15 protein-coding genes are annotated in these 18187 nt (G+C 67.2%); 10 read left to right on the forward strand and 5 right to left on the reverse strand.

The annotated features are described in order from the left end of the window. Positions 1-82 precede the first annotated feature (82 nt). Entirely contained in the window at positions 83-2035 is a 1953-nt protein-coding gene (locus AC5P78_RS13225; RefSeq protein ID WP_049396140.1) for an acetyl-CoA hydrolase/transferase C-terminal domain-containing protein, read from the reverse strand. 34 nt (positions 2036-2069) lie between these two features. After that, positions 2070-2627: a flavin reductase family protein gene (locus tag AC5P78_RS13230; protein ID WP_049406605.1), complete on the reverse strand. Its 558-nt coding sequence runs from the start codon at positions 2625-2627 to the stop codon at positions 2070-2072. Between the two features lie 118 nt (positions 2628-2745). Here AC5P78_RS13230 and AC5P78_RS13235 point away from each other — a divergent pair, with 118 nt between their 5' ends. From AC5P78_RS13235 to AC5P78_RS13245, 3 genes are read left to right on the forward strand one after another with little or no spacing between them, the layout of a single operon-like run. Then, positions 2746-3111: a BlaI/MecI/CopY family transcriptional regulator gene (locus AC5P78_RS13235; RefSeq protein WP_012481135.1), complete on the forward strand. Its 366-nt coding sequence runs from the start codon at positions 2746-2748 to the stop codon at positions 3109-3111. Further along, on the forward strand, positions 3104-4303 hold the full coding sequence (locus tag AC5P78_RS13240) for a M56 family metallopeptidase (protein ID WP_414498337.1): 1200 nt from the start codon (positions 3104-3106) through the stop codon (positions 4301-4303). The genes AC5P78_RS13235 and AC5P78_RS13240 overlap by 8 nt, the downstream gene beginning before the upstream one ends. Then, positions 4300-4863, forward strand: coding sequence for a hypothetical protein (locus AC5P78_RS13245; protein ID WP_076739760.1), 564 nt, complete (start codon positions 4300-4302; stop codon positions 4861-4863). Before AC5P78_RS13240 ends, AC5P78_RS13245 begins: the two co-directional genes overlap by 4 nt. A gap of 55 nt (positions 4864-4918) precedes the next feature. On the opposite strand, the gene AC5P78_RS13250 is transcribed toward AC5P78_RS13245, so the two are convergent. The 3 genes from AC5P78_RS13250 to AC5P78_RS13260 form a co-directional block, all read right to left on the reverse strand. Further along, complete coding sequence (locus AC5P78_RS13250) at positions 4919-5719, reverse strand: MBL fold metallo-hydrolase (RefSeq protein ID WP_076739759.1); 801 nt, start codon at positions 5717-5719, stop codon at positions 4919-4921. Positions 5720-5730: 11 nt separating this feature from the next. Then, positions 5731-6549: a S1/P1 nuclease gene (locus AC5P78_RS13255; protein WP_005410840.1), complete on the reverse strand. Its 819-nt coding sequence runs from the start codon at positions 6547-6549 to the stop codon at positions 5731-5733. A gap of 231 nt (positions 6550-6780) precedes the next feature. Continuing rightward, positions 6781-7410 (reverse strand): OmpW/AlkL family protein, encoded by a 630-nt coding sequence (locus AC5P78_RS13260; protein ID WP_005410839.1) that lies wholly within the window; start codon positions 7408-7410, stop codon positions 6781-6783. Positions 7411-7601: 191 nt separating this feature from the next. On the opposite strand from AC5P78_RS13260, the gene gap reads away from it, so the two are divergent. The 7 genes from gap (at position 7602) to AC5P78_RS13295 (ending at position 18181) form a co-directional block, all read left to right on the forward strand. Continuing rightward, positions 7602-8606 (forward strand): type I glyceraldehyde-3-phosphate dehydrogenase, encoded by a 1005-nt coding sequence (gap, locus tag AC5P78_RS13265; protein WP_005414333.1) that lies wholly within the window; start codon positions 7602-7604, stop codon positions 8604-8606. 125 nt (positions 8607-8731) lie between these two features. Beyond that, positions 8732-11389 (forward strand): DUF2339 domain-containing protein, encoded by a 2658-nt coding sequence (locus AC5P78_RS13270; protein WP_414498336.1) that lies wholly within the window; start codon positions 8732-8734, stop codon positions 11387-11389. Beyond that, complete coding sequence (locus tag AC5P78_RS13275; RefSeq protein WP_012481129.1) at positions 11386-12762, forward strand: DUF3999 domain-containing protein; 1377 nt, start codon at positions 11386-11388, stop codon at positions 12760-12762. Before AC5P78_RS13270 ends, AC5P78_RS13275 begins: the two co-directional genes overlap by 4 nt. A gap of 708 nt (positions 12763-13470) precedes the next feature. Then, positions 13471-14646 (forward strand): phosphoglycerate kinase, encoded by a 1176-nt coding sequence (locus AC5P78_RS13280; protein WP_012481128.1) that lies wholly within the window; start codon positions 13471-13473, stop codon positions 14644-14646. Continuing rightward, positions 14643-15296 (forward strand): HAD hydrolase-like protein, encoded by a 654-nt coding sequence (locus AC5P78_RS13285; RefSeq protein ID WP_005410834.1) that lies wholly within the window; start codon positions 14643-14645, stop codon positions 15294-15296. The genes AC5P78_RS13280 and AC5P78_RS13285 overlap by 4 nt, the downstream gene beginning before the upstream one ends. A 217-nt stretch (positions 15297-15513) precedes the next feature. Further along, positions 15514-16980 carry a pyruvate kinase gene (pyk, locus tag AC5P78_RS13290; protein ID WP_495217220.1) on the forward strand — a complete coding sequence of 489 codons (1467 nt, stop codon included), beginning with the start codon at positions 15514-15516 and terminating at the stop codon, positions 16978-16980. Positions 16981-17176: 196 nt separating this feature from the next. Beyond that, positions 17177-18181: a class I fructose-bisphosphate aldolase gene (locus AC5P78_RS13295; protein ID WP_005410832.1), complete on the forward strand. Its 1005-nt coding sequence runs from the start codon at positions 17177-17179 to the stop codon at positions 18179-18181. The last annotated feature ends 6 nt before the right edge of the window (positions 18182-18187 follow it).

Consider the following 18187-nt stretch of genomic DNA (forward strand, 5'->3'; position numbering starts at 1 on the left):
TTTTCTTTGCCGCAGGAAAAAGGGGACGGAGGGGATTAAGTCGTTTGTGCACATGCGACTTAATCCCCTCCGTCCCCTTTTCTCAGGCGGTACGCGCCAGCGCCAGCCGCAGCAGTCGCGCGTCCAGGCGCTCGGCGAAGTCCTTCGGGGCCTGTAGACCCATGCGCTGCAGGTACACCGCATCGCCGTCGCCGGCCGGTTGCCGCAGAGCCGCCCAGACCGTGCGCAGCTTGTCGCCGCGGGTCTGCGTGTTGGCCTTCAGCCAACCCAGCGCCTTCACCAGCACCTGCTCGATCTCGTTGAAGTCGCTGCCCAGCGGATAGTCCGGCAGGCTGCCGTCGGCACGGAACGGTGCCAGCGCCGCCGCCAGCGCCTGTGGCGTGTTGCGCTGCTGGCGCTCCGGGTCGGGCTGGGACGCCGCCAACAGCTTGTGCGAGGCCTGTGCCTGCTGCAGCAGGCCGCTCTGGAACGGGGCTTCGGTGATCGCCGTCATCGCATGCACGCAGTCCTCGTCGGTCAGGCCGCGCAGATCGGCGATGCCGTATTCGTTGAGGTAGATGTCGCGCAGGTGGCGCGGGATGGTGGTGTGCCCGTAGTTCCAGCGCACGTTGGATTCGCGCTGGCCCTTGTCATCGCGCGCCGCGCGGAACATCAAGACGCTGCGCGCTTCCGGCAGGGCATGTGCCATCGCCACGAAGTTGTACTGGCCACCCACGCCGGACACCACACGTCCGTCGTCCAGCGCATCCGACACGGCCGCGCCCAGTGCAGTGGCCATCATGCAGGAGTTGAAGAAGCGCGCATGGCGGCGTTGCAGGCGCTCCAGCGTCTCGTTGCCGCCATACAGCTGGTTGATTTCGCTGATGCGGCGCATGCCGATCGCACGACATTCGTCTTCCGGCAGCGTGCGCAGCCACTCGTAGAACTCCGGCGAGCCCAGGTAGAACGCGCCGTGCAGGTACTCGCCCTCGGCCGCCAGGGTGGCGTGGTCGATGGACAGCGTGCTGCCGTTCTCGATGCGCTGCATCAGCGCCAGGTCGTCGTGCACCTTGCGCTTGATCACCCCGGTCTGCACAAGCCGGCGGAAGCCTTCGTTGAGCATCTCGCTGCAGCCGTACAGGCCCACCTCGAACGGATCCAGTCCGCCGATCTCCTGCACCAGCGGGTGGCTGGCCAGCTGTGGATCCAACGCATGCAGCACGCGGCGGTAGCGCGCGTTGTCGGTGTGGCGCAGCACCAGCGCATGGCTGAGCGCGTCGGCCAGCGTGCCGATGCCGATCTGCAGGGTGCCGCCATCACGCACCAGCGTGCTGGCGTACAGGCCGATGGCGTAGTCGGCATCGCCCACCGGCTGCCGCGGCAGCCCGAACAGCGCCGGGTACGGCGGCGGCGGGGTGATCACCAGATCGAAGAACGACACATCGACCGTGGCCGAGCCGCCCATGTAAGGCAGCTGCGGATCGATCTCGGCGATCAGCAACGGGCGCGGCAGCCCGCGCGCGGTCATCGCATCCAGCGTGTCCTGGGTGATGTCGTTGTTGCACGACAGCGAAAGCCGGCGATCGTTCGGTCGCATCGCCACCTTCTGCACGATCACCTGCGGCGCGCGCTGCGCGACCGCATCGGCGGCGTGGGTGTAGTTCAGGCTGGTATAGCTGGATTGCGCCTGCCGCGAACCGAGCAGGGCGCCGGACTGCATGTAGAACTCTTCCACCTGCACATGTGCCGGCAGCGCATCGCGCGCGATCGCATCGGCATAGGCCAGGCGCGGGAAATCGTCGCCGAAATGGCGCTGCGCGAACGGCGCCATGAAGCGCGCTTCCAGGCCGTTGCCGCGCGCCTTCGGCGGGTTCAGCGACAGCGCGGTATACAGCTGCAGCGGTCGCGATGGATCGTGCTCGACGCGTGCATAAAGGGCATTGAGCAGCCGATGCGGCTTGCCCAGTGCCAGCGGTGCCCCGATCCGCAGCGGCCCGTCCACGCGCGCAAACAACCAGTCGACGGCGGCGTCCAGGTCGGTGAGGTGTTCGGTCATGCGCGGCGGTCCTGCGTGTGGGGGAGTGCTGGCATTACAGCATGTCGGGCTTGAACCGCCGTCGACGCGAGACTTCGGCGCCGGACACCATGAACTGGCCATCGCCCCGGTAATGCACCGTGCGCGGCAGTTTCGGCCGGGGCGCGACGTGGGCGCGCACGATCTCCCAGATGAACAGGTTGCTCGATTGCACCTGGCTGTCGTCGTAGAGTCGGCATTCGAAGCACGAATGACATTGGCCGACCAGCGGCGCGCCGACCTCGCGCGCGGGCAGCGCATCGAGCTCGAAACGGGCGAACTTGTCGACCTCGCGGCCGCTGCAGTTGCCGATGTCCACCACGGTGTCGAGCAGTTCCACCCCCGGCACATTGATCACGCACTCGCCGCTGCCACGGGCCAGCGCGTGGCTGTGGTTCGCGTCCCACAGGTAGGTGGCGACCAATGACGGCGAGAAACCCATCACCATGTGCCAGCCCAGCGTCATCAGGTTGCGCTGGCCACGCCAGGCGGTACTGACCAGCACGATCGGGCCAGGTTCGAGGAAGCGGCGGGCCTGCTCGACCGGGAAATCCTTCTTGGGCAGCGCTTTCATCCGGGGCCTGGAGCGGGAGGCATCGATGCTGGCGCAGCCGGGATGAACCTGGAGTCGAGGGGCTTGACAGACGATTCGATTACGCGCGTAATCGTTGCCTCGATTACGGATGTAAACCATGACCCCGATCAGCGAAGCCGAAGCCGTTGTGATGGAGGTGCTGTGGCAGCAGGCACCGCGTAGCGCCGATGAAGTGGTCGCCGCACTGGCCCACCGCGACTGGGCCGAACCGACCATCAAGACCCTGCTCAATCGTCTGCTGACCAAGGGCGCGATTGCTGCCGAGCGTGATGGCCGGCGCTACCTGTACCGGCCGCTGCTGCAGCGCCAGGCGTGGGTGGAGGCGCAGAGCCAGGACTTCATCGGCCGTGTCTTTGAAGGGCGCGTTGCGCCGTTGGTCGCGCACTTCAGCGAACGCGGCCAGTTGAGTGCGCAGGACATCGCCGAACTGAAGAAACTGATCCAGGAGCTGGACCATGACTGAGCTGCTCAACGGAGTGTGGCAGGCCAGCCTGTGGTTGGCGGTGGGCGCGGTCCTGCTGGCGGTGATGCGGCCGCTGCTGGTGCGATTGGGGGGCGCTGGTCTGGCATACCGCAGCTGGTGGCTGCTGCCGATGCTGCTGCTGGCACTGATGCTGCCGTTGCCGCAGGTTGCGTTGTTGCAGCAGGTACCCACGCTGCCGCTGAAAGTGCTGCCCGGTGCCATTGATGGCGCGGCCGGCCAGTCCTTGCCATGGGCCGGGTTGTTGCTGGCATTCTGGGCCGTGGGCATGGGCCTCTGCCTGCTGCGCGACCTGCGTGCGCAGCGCCGTTTCGAACGGCGCATGGGTCCACTGACGCCGCGCACCGATGGTAGCTGGCAGGCGAGCGGCGACCCAGGTCTGCCAGCCCTGGTTGGCCTGTGGCGGCCGCGCATCGTGGTTGGCCCGGAATTCGATCAGCAGTTCAGCGCGCAGGAACAGGGCCTGATCCTGCAGCACGAGCGCAGCCACCGTCGCAATGGCGACCACTGGGCCAACGGCGCGCTGCTGCTGGTGCGCGCGGTGTTCTGGTTCCACCCGTTGCTGCCTTGGGCCGCACGCCGCTTCCTGCGCGACCAGGAACTGGCCTGCGATGCCCGCACCATCGGCCCGCAGCCTGCGCTGCGCGGCCTCTACGCCAGCACGCTGCTGAAGGCGCAGCTGGTCCAACCGGTTGCGCCCGCGGTCTGCCATTGGCGCAGTCAACCCGTGTTGAAGGAGCGCATCGCCATGTTGAAGCAGTCCAAGCGGAAGGCATTGCCGTGGGTGTCGGGACAGGTACTGGTGGTCGGGTTGTGCCTGGGAATGGGAGCGGTGGCGTGGGCCAGCCAGGGCGGAGGCGCGGGAGGCCCGGCAGGGTCCGTCATGGATCGGGAGATCCAGGTCGACAAGATGCCGCCGCCGTCCTATCCGAAATCTGCGGTCGAGCAGCGCCAGGTGGGCGTGGTGAACCTGCGCGTGGAAGTGGATGCCCAAGGCCATCCCACCGACGTCCAGGTGCTCAGCGCCACCAATCCGGGGGTGTTCGATGCTGTCTCGATTGCTGCGGCGCGCAGCTGGACCTATCGGCCCGCAGTGAAGAACGGCAAGCCGGTGGCCGGTGCCGTGCGCGTCCCGATTACCTACGCCATGGATGACACCGAGGACACGAAGTGAAGCGAGCGCCGCTGCTGATGATGGCGGTGCTGCTGGCGGGATGTGCAACCCAGGATCGCCTGACCACCGCCGATACCCGCAGCGAGAATGTGGGTCACCAGCGCCTGCGACCCGATGCGGGGGGAGGGACCGGCCAGATCCAGCCCTACGCGCTGGCCGCCAGCGAAGGCTACCGCATGCCACAACTGCATACGGCACCGGACCCGGTAGTGGGCGAGCGTGATCCACGCACCTCGCTGCCGCCGACTACGGTCTGCCTGCAGGTGGTGGTGGATGCGCAGGGTAGCGTTGAGCGCAGCATCCCGCTGACCGACCGCAGCGAATGCAGTGCGGGTGAGGCACCGGAGAATGCGCCCTTGCTGCAGGCAGCGCAGGAGGCGGTTGCCATGTGGAAGTACTCGTCCGCCGCAGTCTGCGACTTCGCGGCAGGCAAAGTGCCGGCTGATCGCGGCGACTGCCGCAGTGCCGAGCGGGTCGAACCGGTGGCCGTCACCCTGCAGTACGCCTTCACCTTCGAGGTCGTGAAGGGCCGGCAGACGGTCCGCACGCAGGGAAAATGATCGCGCGTGATGCCGGGTGGCGCCGGGCCATGCCCGGCCAATACAGCGGCGTCGATCAGGCCCCGCCCTGGATGTTGGCCTTCACTGCGGGCTGCATCAGTTTCGGTTCTTCCAGCGTGGCATCGCGGGCCTGTCGCACGCTGACGAACTCCGCCTCGGCCACGCCGTCATGCACGTGGATGTTGTGCGCGCGCTGTTCGCCGATGGTGGTTTCGTTGGCGAAACTGCGTCCACCCGGGCCGTAGTCGTGGCAGACGAACACGCGCGTTGCATCGGGCAGGGCCAGCAGGCGCTGGATCGAGCGGTACAGCTGCGCGGCATCACCACCGGGGAAGTCACAGCGGGCGGTGCCGCCATCGGGCATGAACAGCGAGTCGCCGGTGAACAGCGCATCGTCGATCAGGTAGGCGATGCTGTCGCTGGTATGGCCGGGCACGGCGATCACCTGGCAGCGCAGTTCGCCCAGAGCGAAGGTTTCGCCGTCGCTGAACAGGTGATCGAAGATTTCATCTGCGGCAGGAAGCTGCAGGCCATAGCGTGGTGCAAACGTTGCCTGTACCGCGCGGATGCCTTCGCCGATGGCCAGCGTGGCCTGCGGGAAGCGCTGCTTCAGGCGGCGCCCGGCCGACACATGGTCAGCGTGGGCATGGGTTTCCAGCAGCCAGCGCAGCTGCAGGCCGTGTTGCTCGATGGCCTGCAACGCGGCATGCAGCGGCGCTTCACTGCTGGCGTCGGTATCCGGGTCGTAGTCCAGGACCGGGTCGATCAGCGCTGCCTCGCTACTGGCCGGGTCGCTGACCAGGTAGCTGAAGGTATTGCTGTCACGGTGGAAGAACGACTGCACCTGGACCGACATTGGAACCCTCCTCAGCGCGCGCCGAGCACGCGGTTCAGCAACTGCGCCAGGTTTTCACCGGCCAGCCGCAGCTGCGCTTCGGCCAGCGGCCGGTAGCGCTCGGTGTATTCGTCACCGATTTTACGCGTGGCCGGATAAACGCCAGCTTGCATGGAAATGCGGCAGCTGGCCTCGGCCCACGTCTGCGGGTCGCGCTGCGGGTTGGACTGGCGCGCCAGCTTCGGCGCGCGCTGGCTCTGCAGCAGCGGCAGGTAGCCCGCGTCGTCCAGCTTGCGGGTGTTGAGCATGCCGCTGTCCCACAGCGAGTGCAGGTTGGTACCGCGGTTGCCGAACTGCAGCTGGAAATCGTTGCCGCCCTTGTCGTGCGCGTAACCGGCGTGCATCGGCTGATGGATGTCGCCGACCAGGTGCACGACGAACTTCAGCGCCTGCAGGCGCTCGCCATCGGTCAGGCTGCGGTCGCCGAGGATGGTGCTCTGCGCCTTCAGGGCTTCGACGATGCAGTTGCCGTTCCTGCAGTGCTTCGGTGCTTCGTAATGGCAATTGTCTTCGGCGATGTTGACGTAGTGCCAGCCGGCCGAGCGACGGCCCAGGCCCGGATCCTTGGCACGCAGCTGGTCGGCCCAGGGCGCGATGCTGGCCAGCGTGGCGTCCGGTTCGGTGGCCAGCAGGCGGTCCACTTCTGCGCGGGCAGTGGGGTTGAGACGGGCGTCGGCGACTTCGGCGACAAGGCGGTGGCCTTGTGCGCCCCAGGCATGGGCGGGGGCGGAAGCGGACAGCAGGGCCGGCGCCAGGGCGGCGGCGAGGAACAGGGAATGCAGGGCTTTCATGTGCACATTCTAGCGGGGTAGGTGGATTGAAGAGCGGCGCGTTCCTGTTCCGAAGCGGGAGCGCAGCGGGAGGGGCGGCGTGTCCCGGCTCTGCTCCCCGCCTCGCCCCGGCTCCGGAACCGCTTCAGTCCCAGGCACAAAAAAGCCCCGGCAATCACCGGGGCAACATGCTGCGAGGGTCTTGCGTATGGCGGGGGAGCGGGAGCGAAGCCCCCGCGCCCAATACACCGCTTAGAACTTGAAGACGTACGAAGCGCCGTAGACCAGCGGATCGATGTTGACCGTGCCGATCTTCTCGCCGTTCAACTTCACCTTGCTGTCGATGTCGATCCAGCGCATGTCCACACGCAGGGCGCCCTTCTCGCCGATCGCGAAGTCGATGCCCGCATGCGCGGCCAGACCCCACGAATCCTGCAGCTTCAGCTTGCTGCCGGCCAGCGCACCGGTGGTGTCTTCGCTGAAGAAGGTCGTGTAGTTCACGCCCGCGCCGACGAACGGCGAGACCTTGCCCTTGCTGTTGAAGTGGTACTGCAGGGTCACCACCGGCGGCAACTGCTTGGTGCTGCCGACGCGGCCGAGGCCATTGATGTTGATGTCGTGCTTGAACGGCAGCGCGGCCAGCACTTCGATGCCCAGGTTGTCGGCAATGAAGTACTCGCCGGTGATGGTCGGCTTGACGTCGTTGTCGACGTCGACCTTCAGCGTGTGGCCGGCCAGCCAGCCGTTGTTCGACTTCGGCGCCACCTGGTGGACGCCGGCCGAGACGGTCCAGTCGCCCTTGGACTGGGCCATGGCCGGGGCGGCGGCGAGGGACAGGGCGGCGGCCAGGCCGGCCAGGATCAGGGGGGAGGTCTTGCGCATGGGGGGGATCTCGTTGCTGGGTGGATGGCGACAGTCTCGGCCTCACGCCGTGCTAACGCTTTGATCCGGATCAAATCCTGTCCGCCGGCCCTCTGGCCCGGGCGCTGGCCCACGGTGGCCAGCCCCGGTTTGCTAGACTTGTGGGCCCTATCCATCCCGCCGCACCCGTAGCGGCCGCAGGAGCTTGAGAAATGGCAATCAAGGTTGGTATCAACGGTTTCGGTCGCATCGGGCGTAACGTCCTGCGCTCGGCGGTGCTGAACTTCGGCGACGACATCGAAATCGTGGCCATCAACGATCTGCTGGAGCCGGACTACCTGGCGTACATGCTCAAGTACGACTCCGTGCACGGCCGCTTCAAGGCCGACGTGGCAGTGCAGGGCAACGACCTGCTGGTCAACGGCAAGAAGATCCGCCTGACCCAGGAACGCGACCCGGCCAACCTGAAGTGGGATGAAGTCGGTGCCGACGTGGTGCTGGAAGCCACCGGCCTGTTCCTGACCAAGGAAACCGCGCAGAAGCACATCGATGCCGGCGCCAAGAAGGTCATCATGTCGGCGCCGTCGAAGGACGACACGCCGATGTTCGTCTACGGCGTGAACGACAAGACCTACGCCGGCCAGGCGATCATTTCCAACGCCTCGTGCACCACCAACTGCCTGGCCCCGCTGGCCAAGGTCATCAATGACAAGTGGGGCATCAAGCGCGGCCTGATGACCACCGTGCATGCGGCAACCGCCACCCAGAAGACCGTCGATGGCCCGTCCAACAAGGACTGGCGCGGTGGCCGTGGCATCCTGGAGAACATCATCCCGTCGTCCACCGGTGCGGCCAAGGCCGTCGGCGTGGTCATCCCGGAACTGAACAAGAAGCTGACCGGCATGAGCTTCCGCGTCCCGACCTCGGACGTGTCGGTGGTCGACCTGACCGTCGAACTGGAAAAGGAAGCCACCTACGCCGAGATCTGCGCGGAAGTGAAGGCACAGAGCGAAGGCCCGCTGAAGGGCATCCTGGGCTACACCGAAGACAAGGTGGTGGCCACCGATTTCCGCGGCGAAACCTGCACTTCGGTGTTCGACGCCGACGCTGGCATCGCCCTGGACGGCACCTTCGTCAAGCTGGTCACCTGGTACGACAACGAGTGGGGCTACTCGAACAAGTGCCTGGAAATGGCCAAGGTCATCGCCGCCAAGTAAGACCGGCGAAGATCGCACACGGACCCCGGCCTGGCCGGGGTTCGTCGTTTATGGGGCCGGCCCTGTCGTAGCATGGGCCGGTCGACCGCTGCCGCTGGGGCGCGGGAACGCTATGGAAGCACGCAATGGAAGCACTGATTGCCCCGGTCGTACTGGTCCTGCTGGCCATCCCGCTGCTGCTGGTGGTGGCGCTGGTGATGATTGCCGGCCTGCGCCGCCGCGTCGCCGCGCTGGAAAGCGCCATGGCTGCCGCGCCGGCTGCCGCCATGCACGCGCCTGAACGGCCTGCGGCCCCCCCTGTGGCCAGTGCCGATCCACCGTTCCTGCGGCCGGTGGCGGCTGCTGCACCGCCTCCGCCTCAGCCAACGCCGGTGCGCGAAGCGGTGCCTGCGGCAACGGAGGCGCCGCGCCCGATCGCACCACCGCCGGTGCCACCCGCGCCGATGCAGCCACCATTGCCTTCCGGACCGGCGCTGCCGAACTTCATCGAGCGCGGCATTGGCGCGGTCAAGCGCTGGTTCACCGAGGGCAACGTGCCGGTGAAGATCGGCATGCTGGTGCTGCTGGCCGGTGTCGCTGCGCTGCTGAAGTACGTCAGCGACCAGGGCTGGCTGGTGCTGCCGATCGAGCTGCGCCTGGCCGGTGTCACCGTCGGTGCACTGGGCCTGCTGGCGTTCGGCTGGCACCAGCGCGAGCGCCGGCGCCTGTTTGCGCTGGCCTTGCAGGGCGGTGCCATCGGCGTGCTGCTGTTGACCATCTTCGCGGCCTTCAAGCGTTTCGAGCTGATTCCGCCGGGCTTCGCCTTCGTCAGCTCCATTGCACTGGTGGCCGCGCTGTGCGTGCTGGCGGTGGTGCAGAACTCGCGCACGCTGGCGGTGCTGGGCATCCTCGCCGGCTTCATGGCACCGCTGTGGCTGTCCACCGGCAGCGGCAACCACGTGGGGTTGTTCAGCTACTACGCCGTGCTCAACGCTGGCATCTTCGCCATTGCCTGGTTCCGACCGTGGCGCGCGCTGAACCTGCTGGGCTTCGCCTTCACCTTCGGTATCGGCACGTTCTGGGGCGTGCTGCAGTACGCGCCTGACAAGTTCAGCAGCACCGAGCCGTTCCTGCTGCTGTTCTTCGCCTTCTACCTGCTGATCCCGTTGCTCTACGCACGCCGGCAGCCCGCCGGGCAGCGTGACCTGGTCGATGGCAGCCTGGTGTTCGGTACGCCGTTGGTCGCGTTCTCGTTGCAGGCGGGGATGCTGTACCAGCAGCCGATGACGCTGGCGCTGTGCGCACTTGGCCTGGCCGCGATCTACGCGGCGCTGGCGTGGGCGTTGATCAGGCGCGCGTCGTACACCGTGCTGGCGCAGTCGCACGCGGTGCTGGCGGTGGGCTTTGCCACGCTGGCGGTGCCGCTGGCCTTGTCGGCGCGGGCCACCGGCGCGGTGTTCGCGCTGGAAGGCGCCGGACTGGCCTGGTTGGGCCTGCGCCAGAAGCGCTGGCTGCCGCAGGTGTCCGGCGCGCTGCTGCAGATGGGCGCTGCGTTCGCCTTCGTGGCCGGTGGCGATCACTGGCATGAGGACCTGCGCTTCCTGATCAATCCGACTGCCATCGGGGCGCTGCTGCTGGCCCTGGCCGGCTTCGCGTCGGCCTGGAGCTACCAGCGCAGGTCACGCCACGAGATCGCCCTGGTCTACTACCTGTGGGGCCTGCTGTGGTGGCTGGGCGGCATGGCGCATGAGATCACCCGCTTCTTCCCGTACCGCACCGAAGTGGACGCGTTGCTGGTGCTGGCCGCCGTCACTGCCTGGCTGGCCGCCGAAATGCAGCGCCGTCAGCCGGCACGCGCACTGGGCGTGACCGCGCTGGCCATGCTGGCGCTGGGCTTCCCGCTGGCGCTGATGCAGAGCGACGCGCACCATCAGCCGTTCGCCGGCTACGGTGCGCTGGCCTGGGCGGTGTTCGCGGTGATGGGCGTGCGCACGCTGCTCTGCCTGCGCCAGGGGGGCGACAGCGTGGCGCGCATCGCGCAGTTCCTGTGGTGGCTGTTGTGGCCGTCTCTGCTTTCGCTGCTGGCCCTGTGGGGCGGTGGCGAGGCCGGGCTGGCACAGGGCTGGACCACGTTGCTGGTGACGGTGCCGTGGCTGCTGATGGCGGCGCTGTCGCTGTGGCGCTGGAATGCGCTGCGCTGGCCGCTGGGTGCAGCGTTCGATCGCGTGCGCCAGCCGCTGCAGTGCGTGCTGTTCGGCCTGTTGTCGATCGGCTGGCTGTTCGGACAGCTGCTGCCGGGCGATGCTGCGCCGCTGCTCTGGCTGCCGGTATTGAATCCGGCCGAGCTCGGACAGTGGCTGAGCCTGTTGCTGCTTGCACGCTGGCTGTACAGCGATCAGGCGCCGAAGACCCTGTTGGGAATCCGCATGCCGCTGCTGTCACTGGCAACGTTCGTCGCGCTGACCAGCGTGGTGCTGCATGGCGTGCATCAGTGGGGCGGCCTGTCGTGGAGTGCGTCGATGATGCGTTCCAGCCTGGCGCAGACCAGCCTGACCGTGCTGTGGAGCGTGCTCGGCGTGATTGCCTGGGTGTGGGGATCGCGCCGTGGCCAGCGCGTGTTGTGGATGGTCGGTGCCGTGCTGATGGGCGTGGTGCTGGCCAAGCTGGTCATCGTCGATCGCCAGCACCTGGGCAACCTGCTGGGCATCGCATCGTTCATCGCCTACGGCCTGCTGTGCACGGTCGTGGGTTATCTGGCACCGGCACCGCCCAGCGCGGCGCCGTCCGTGGAGGAAAAACAATGAGGAAGTGGAGCAGGGCGCTGCTGCCGGCGATGTTCGGCATGCTGGCCGCCGTCGCGGTGCAGGCCGCCGACTACCGCACGCAGTACGCCGAGCAGTGGCCGTTGACGCTGTCCAGCGCACAGTCCGGTGCGTACAGGGTGGTTCTGGAGCCGGCGATCTATCGCCGTGCAGGTGCCGCAGACCTGGGTGACCTGCAGGTGTTCAACGCCGCCGGCCAATCGTTGCCATCGGCATTGCTGGCGCCGGACCAGCCGCTGGCACAGCCGCCGGTGCAGCGTGAGCTGCCGTGGTTCGCGCTGCCGCCGCTGGCCGAAGCACAGCGCAACGATCTGCAGTTGCTGACCGAGCGCGATACCGATGGCCGTGTCCGTCGCGTCGAAGCACGCGTGAGCGGCGGTGCGGCAGCGAACGGGCAGGGTGGTTGGCTGATCGATGCCAGCGTGCTCGGCCAGCAACCGTTGGCGGCACTGGTGCTGGACTGGGCTGACAGCGGACAGCCGTTGCAGGCGCAGGTGCAGCTGGATGCCAGCGACGACCTGCAGCATTGGCGTCCGATCGGGCGTGACATCCCGCTGGTCGACCTGCAGCGTGCTGGCAAGCGCCTGCTGCAGCGCCGCCTGCAGGTGGACGGCGAGGCGCGCTATCTGCGCGTGCTGGCGCAGGGCGATGCGCGCCTGCCGACGCTGCGCAGCGTGCTGGCCGAGCTGCCGCCGGCGCCGGCCACGCTGCCGTGGGAGTGGCTGTCGCTGGAACCGACCTCGAAGGGCAAGGGTGAATACACCTTCGAACTCGACGGCCGTTTCCCGGTAGCGCGCGCGGACGTGACCAGCACCGACAACAGCCTGGTGCAGTGGACGTTGTTCAGCCGCGATGACGAGAGTGCGGAATGGCAGCGCCGCAGTGCGCCATGGATTGCGTACCAACTGCAGCAGGGCGCGCAGGGCCAGCGCCAGCAATCAGCGGCCCAGCCGCTGGGGGGCGTGCATCGTGACCGCTACTGGAAGCTGATGGCGAACCCGGCGGAAACTGCGACCGCACCGACCCTGCGCTTGGGCTACCAGCCGGAAGTACTGGTGTTCCTGAGCCAGGGGGCAGCACCGTATGCACTGGCAGTGGGCAGCGCGACCGCGCGCCGCATGGAAGCGCCGATTGGTGTGTTGATCGAGGAACTGCGGCAGCGCAATGATCCGTCGTGGCAGCCGACGCTGGCGCGCCTGGAGGGCAGCCCGGAGCCGCTGGCCGGTGACGCGGCGCTGAAGCCGCAGCACGATTGGAAGGCGTGGTTGCTGTGGGCGTTGCTGGGGCTGGGTGTGTTGGTTGTTGGCGGCCTGGCGGTCAGCCTGCTTCGGCAGAAGCCTGCGCCTTCGGCGTAGGTTGCGGCGAACGGCGCAGCCCCTCGTGGGTGGGGGGGCGTGCAAAGCAAAAGCAGCGCTTGGCCGGGCGGGGCGGGTTCGCGGGGGACGCCGCAAGTACGTCCTTGTAGGCTTGGCAGCCGCATCCATGCGGCTGACACCCCCGCGAACCCACCCCGCCCGGCCTCTGACAGTTTCCGGTTGCTTCCACCCACGGAAGAGAAAGAAGAAGAGCAAGAGCAAAGCAGCTTCGCTGGGCGCTTCTTGTAGAGCCGAGCCCACGCTCGGCTGCTCTCCGCGAAATCTCCAGCCGAGCATGGGCTCGGCTCTACAGAACAGCGGGGCCCTCGGGGTCAGATCCGTTTTCCGCAGGAAAACGGATCTGACCCCTTCTTTCTCCATCCGACATCAGAAACCGCTCTTGCCTTTGCCATCCGCTCCGTCACATGAACCTGTCGAGGCCGGGGCGGTGCGGGTTGGCAGGGGTGTCAGCCGCATGGATGCGGCTGCCAAGCCTCCACGGACGGATTCACGGCGTCCCCTGCCAGCCCGCACCGCCCCGGCCCACCCACAGCATCACAAGGCGCCAGCGCTTTGGCTTTGGCCGCTGCTGTTGCTGTTGCTGTGCGCCTCTGCCAGCCGCAGGCATCGACCCTCCCACCACCCGCACCCGATACAATGGCCGCCTGCCGCATTCCGGCATCCCGTCCCCGAGCCAAAGAGTTGCCCATGTCCATCGTCCGCATGACCGACCTCGACCTCTCCGGCAAGCGCGTGCTGATCCGCCAGGATCTGAACGTGCCGATCGAGAATGGCCGCATCACTTCCGAACAGCGCATCACCGCTTCGCTGCCGACGCTCAAGCGCGCGCTGGAGCAGGGCGCGGCGGTGATGGTCACCTCGCACCTGGGGCGCCCGAAGGAAGGTGTGTGGAGCGAAGCCGATTCGCTGGCGCCGGTGGCCCAGCGCCTGTCCGAGCTGCTCGGTCGCGAGGTTCCGCTGGTGCGCGACTGGGTCGACGGTGTAGAGGTCCAGCCGGGCCAGCTGGTGCTGCTGGAAAACTGCCGCATGAACGTCGGCGAGGGCAAGGACGATGAAGCCCTGTCGAAGAAGTACGCCGCCCTGTGCGATGTGTTCGTGATGGACGCCTTCGGCACCGCGCACCGTGCGCAGGCCTCCACACACGGTGTCATCCGCTTCGCCCCGGTTGCTGCCGGTGGCCCGCTGCTGATGGCCGAACTGGACGCGCTGGCGCAGGCGCTGGATGCACCGGCCAAGCCGCTGCTGGCCATCGTCGCCGGCAGCAAGGTCAGCACCAAGCTGGAACTGCTGGCCAACCTGGTCGGCAAGGTCGACCAGCTGATCGTCGGTGGTGGCATCGCCAACACCTTCATCGCTGCCGCCGGCTACAACGTCGGCAAGTCGCTGTACGAGCCGGACCTGCTGGACACCGCGAAGAAGATCGTGGCCGATGCCAAGGCGCGCGGCGCCGACATCCCGCTGCCGGTGGACGTGGTGACCGCCAAGCAGTTCATGCCCGACGCGGTCGCCGAGGTGAAGGCAGTCGACGCCGTTGCCGAAGATGATCTGATCCTGGACATCGGCCCGCAGACCGCGGCGCAGTACGCGCAGCTGATCGACAAGGCCGGTACCGTGGTCTGGAACGGCCCGGTCGGTGTGTTCGAGTTCGAGGCCTTCAGCAAGGGCACCGAAGCACTGGCCCGCGCCATCGCCAGCTCCAGGGCGTTCTCCATCGCCGGTGGCGGCGACACCCTGGCGGCGGTCGACAAGTTCGATATCGCCCAGCAGGTCAGCTACATCTCCACCGGCGGCGGCGCGTTCCTGGAGTTCCTGGAGGGCAAGACCCTGCCGGCGGTGGCCGCACTCGACGCGCGCGGCGCATGAGTGCCGGGCACGGCAAGGATGTCCTGTTCTTCGACCTGGACGGCACGCTGATCGACTCGCAGGTGGGCATCACCGCCTGCATCGCCTATGCGCTGCAGAAGATGGACCATCCGGTGCCGCCGCAGGAGACGCTGCTGGGCTGGATCGGTCCTTCGCTGCGTACCACCTTCACGCCACTGTTCGTTGAACCAGCGCGGGTGGAGCAGGCGGTGGGCTATTACCGCGAGCGTTTCGACGCCGAAGGCTGGCGGGAACACACGGTGTACCCGCAGGTGGAAGACACCCTGCGCACGCTGCATGGCCGAGGCCACCGCCTGGCGGTGGTCACCGCCAAGAACGAGCCGCATGCGCGCCGCATCCTTGCGCACCTGCCGTTTGGCGGGCTGTTCGAGGAGATCGTCGGTTCGACCCTGGACGGCTCGCGCAGCCACAAGCCCGAGCTGGTCGGGGAGGCACTGCGCCGCCTGCAACTGCAGCCCGCACAGTGCTGGATGATCGGCGACCGCCGCATGGACATCGAGGGCGCACGCCACCACGGCCTGCGCAGCGTGGGGGTGCTGTGGGGCTTTGGCGGTGAGGCCGAACTGACCGAAGCCGGTGCGGGCCAGCTGGCTCGCGAGCCGGCACAGCTGACGACGCTGTTGGCCTAGCCGCCCCGCCTGGAGAGCTGGCCCCACGCTCGGCTGATTGCGGCCAACGGCGCAGCCGGGCATGGGCCCGGCTCTACAGAACGCCCTGCGCCAGCGTATGTCCGGGTGATGTCCGATCCATGACCCGCGAAGTCAGGCAGCACAAGGCTGTAACCGTATACATGCGGCGTGAAGGATGTGCTAATTTCCGTTCTTTATCGGGAGAGGCCCATTCACCATGTTCGAGCGTCAGCGTCGCACCAAGATCCTTGCCACCCTCGGTCCGGCCACTGATCCGCCGGGCGTGCTGGAGGATCTGTTCCGCGCCGGCGTCAACGTGGTGCGCCTCAACTTCAGCCATGGTGACCCGTCCGGCCAGGCCAAGCGTGCCGCCGAAGTGCGTGCCGTCGCCGCCCGCGTCGGCGTGGAAGTGGGCATCCTGGCCGACCTGCCGGGCCCGAAGATCCGCATCGAGCGCTTCGCAGAAGGCAAGGTGCAGCTGAAGGCGGGCAACCGCTTCGACCTGATCGCCAGCACCAGCGCCGGCCCGGGTGATGCCACCCAGGTGGGTGTGAGCTACCTCGGCCTGCCGCAGGACGTGGGTCCGGGCGACGTCCTGCTGCTCGACGACGGCCTGATGCAGCTGCAGGTGGTGGAGGTGCAGGGCGAACGCATCATCAATACCGTACTGAACGACGGTGTGCTGTCCGACCGCAAGGGCCTGAACAAGCAGGGCGGCGGCCTCTCGCTGGGCGCGCTGACCGAGCGCGACAAGGAGCTGATCGGCATCGTCGCCAAGATCGGTGTCGACTTCATCGCCGTGTCGTTCTGCCGCAACGCACAGGACATGAACGATGCGCGTGACATCGCCCGCTCGCATGGCTGTGATGCTGCGCTGGTGTCGAAGATCGAGCGCACCGAGGCCATCGAGAACCTGGAAGAAATCGTCGAGGCCAGCGACGTGGTGATGGTCGCCCGTGGCGACCTTGGCGTGGAGATCGGCGATGCCGAACTGCCGGGCCTGCAGAAGAAGATCATCAAGGCCTCGCTGGCACAGAACAAGGTGGTGATCACCGCCACGCAGATGCTGCAGTCGATGGTGGAAAGCCCGATTCCGACCCGTGCCGAAGTGCTGGACGTGGCCAACTCGGTCATCGACGGCACCGATGCGGTGATGCTGTCGGCCGAGACCGCTGCAGGTGCCTGGCCGGTCAAGGCGGTCGAAGCAATGGCGCGCATCTGCCTGGGGGCCGAGCGCCAGTTCCAGACCGAGACCGACTTCAACGCTTCGCCGCGCAACCTCGAGCGTGCCGACCAGGCCATTGCCATGGCCACCATGTTCTTGTCCCAGCACGTGGGCGTGCGCGCGATCGTGGCAATGACCGAGTCCGGTGGCACCGCGCGTTACCTGTCGCGTTTCCGCGCCAAGGCGCCGGTGTTCGCGGTGACCCGCCATGACGGCGCGCGCCGGCAGATGGCGCTGATGCGCGATGTGTTCCCGATCAACTTCGACAGCCGCGGCCTGACCCCGCGCGAAGCCGCGCGCGGCAGCATCCGCCTGCTGGTGGAAGCCGAACTGCTGCAGGCCGGTGACCGCGTCGTGTTCACCAGCGGCGAGCACATGGAAACCCACGGTGCCACCAATACCCTGCGCCTGCTGGAAGTGGGTGAAGACGGCCGCGCCATTGGGCTGGGCGATCTGTAAACCCAGTCGGCCTCGGGTCGGAGCCGCTGCGCGCATCCGACCCGGGGTCAGATCCCCAAAGGGGCTCTGACCCCATGCCGCAGGACATCCCTTGTCCTGCGTGGACATTGGAATCGTTTCCATCCTGGCCTCGACACCGGGGCAACGGGCGGCGGGGCTATACTTACGTTTTTCCCGCACCCGCCACAGGAAATACATGAGCATCGAACAGCTGGCCGAAACCGCCCAGGCCATGGTCGCCCCGGGCAAGGGCATCATCGCGATCGACGAATCCACCGCTACCATCGCCAAGCGTTTCGCCGGCGTCGGTATCGAGAACACCGAGGAGAACCGTCGTGCCTACCGCGAGCTGCTGCTGACCACGCCGAAGCTCAACGAGCACATTTCCGGCGCCATCCTGTACGACGAAACCATCCGCCAGTCGACCAGGGACGGCGTGCCGTTCGCCAAGTACATGGCCGACCACGGCATGATTCCGGGCATCAAGGTGGACAAGGGTGCGCACCCGCTGGCCGGCTGCCCGGGCGAGCTGGTCACCGAAGGCCTGGACGGCCTGCGCGAGCGCCTGCAGGAGTACTACAAGCTGGGTGCGCGCTTCGCCAAGTGGCGTGCGGTCATCAACATCGGCGAGAGCATTCCGTCGGGCACCTGCATCGAGTCCAACGCCCATGCGCTGGCCCGTTATGCCGCCCTGTGCCAGGAATGCGGCCTGGTGCCGATGGTCGAGCCGGAAGTGATCATGGACGGCGACCACGACATCGAGACCTGCTACGAAGTCACCGAAGCCACCCTGCGTTCGCTGTTCGACGCGCTGTACCAGCAGAACGTGCTGCTGGAAGGCACCATCCTGAAGGCGTCCATGGTCATCTCCGGCAAGAACTGCGATGAGCAGGCCGACGTCGAGGAAGTGGCCGAGTCGACCGTGATGTGCCTGAAGAGCACCGTGCCGGCCATCCTGCCGGGCGTGGTGTTCCTGTCCGGTGGCCAGAGCGACGAGCAGTCCACCGAGCACCTGAACGCGATGAACCAGCTGGGCAACCTGCCGTGGCCGCTGAGCTTCTCCTACGGTCGCGCCATGCAGCAGGCCGCGCTGAAGCTGTGGGCCAAGGACATGAAGGGCAACTACGCAGCCGCCCAGAAGACCGTGTACGAGCGTGCCAAGGACAACGGCCTGGCTGCGCTGGGCAAGTGGAACGGTTGATCCGTC

The sequence above is a fragment of the Stenotrophomonas sp. YJH_SMC_133 genome (assembly GCF_059370655.1).

Excerpts from the sequence above, each read along its gene's own strand:
- AC5P78_RS13225 (WP_049396140.1), bottom strand. The coding sequence starts at position 2,035 with ATGACCGAACACCTCACCGACCTGGACGCCGCCGTCGACTGGTTGTTT.
- AC5P78_RS13230 (WP_049406605.1), bottom strand. The coding sequence starts at position 2,627 with ATGAAAGCGCTGCCCAAGAAGGATTTCCCGGTCGAGCAGGCCCGCCGC.
- AC5P78_RS13235 (WP_012481135.1), top strand. The coding sequence starts at position 2,746 with ATGACCCCGATCAGCGAAGCCGAAGCCGTTGTGATGGAGGTGCTGTGG.
- AC5P78_RS13240 (WP_414498337.1), top strand. The coding sequence starts at position 3,104 with ATGACTGAGCTGCTCAACGGAGTGTGGCAGGCCAGCCTGTGGTTGGCG.
- AC5P78_RS13250 (WP_076739759.1), bottom strand. The coding sequence starts at position 5,719 with ATGTCGGTCCAGGTGCAGTCGTTCTTCCACCGTGACAGCAATACCTTC.
- AC5P78_RS13255 (WP_005410840.1), bottom strand. The coding sequence starts at position 6,549 with ATGAAAGCCCTGCATTCCCTGTTCCTCGCCGCCGCCCTGGCGCCGGCC.
- AC5P78_RS13260 (WP_005410839.1), bottom strand. The coding sequence starts at position 7,410 with ATGCGCAAGACCTCCCCCCTGATCCTGGCCGGCCTGGCCGCCGCCCTG.
- gap (WP_005414333.1), top strand. The coding sequence starts at position 7,602 with ATGGCAATCAAGGTTGGTATCAACGGTTTCGGTCGCATCGGGCGTAAC.
- AC5P78_RS13270 (WP_414498336.1), top strand. The coding sequence starts at position 8,732 with ATGGAAGCACTGATTGCCCCGGTCGTACTGGTCCTGCTGGCCATCCCG.
- AC5P78_RS13275 (WP_012481129.1), top strand. The coding sequence starts at position 11,386 with ATGAGGAAGTGGAGCAGGGCGCTGCTGCCGGCGATGTTCGGCATGCTG.
- AC5P78_RS13280 (WP_012481128.1), top strand. The coding sequence starts at position 13,471 with ATGTCCATCGTCCGCATGACCGACCTCGACCTCTCCGGCAAGCGCGTG.
- AC5P78_RS13285 (WP_005410834.1), top strand. The coding sequence starts at position 14,643 with ATGAGTGCCGGGCACGGCAAGGATGTCCTGTTCTTCGACCTGGACGGC.
- pyk (WP_495217220.1), top strand. The coding sequence starts at position 15,514 with ATGTTCGAGCGTCAGCGTCGCACCAAGATCCTTGCCACCCTCGGTCCG.
- AC5P78_RS13295 (WP_005410832.1), top strand. The coding sequence starts at position 17,177 with ATGAGCATCGAACAGCTGGCCGAAACCGCCCAGGCCATGGTCGCCCCG.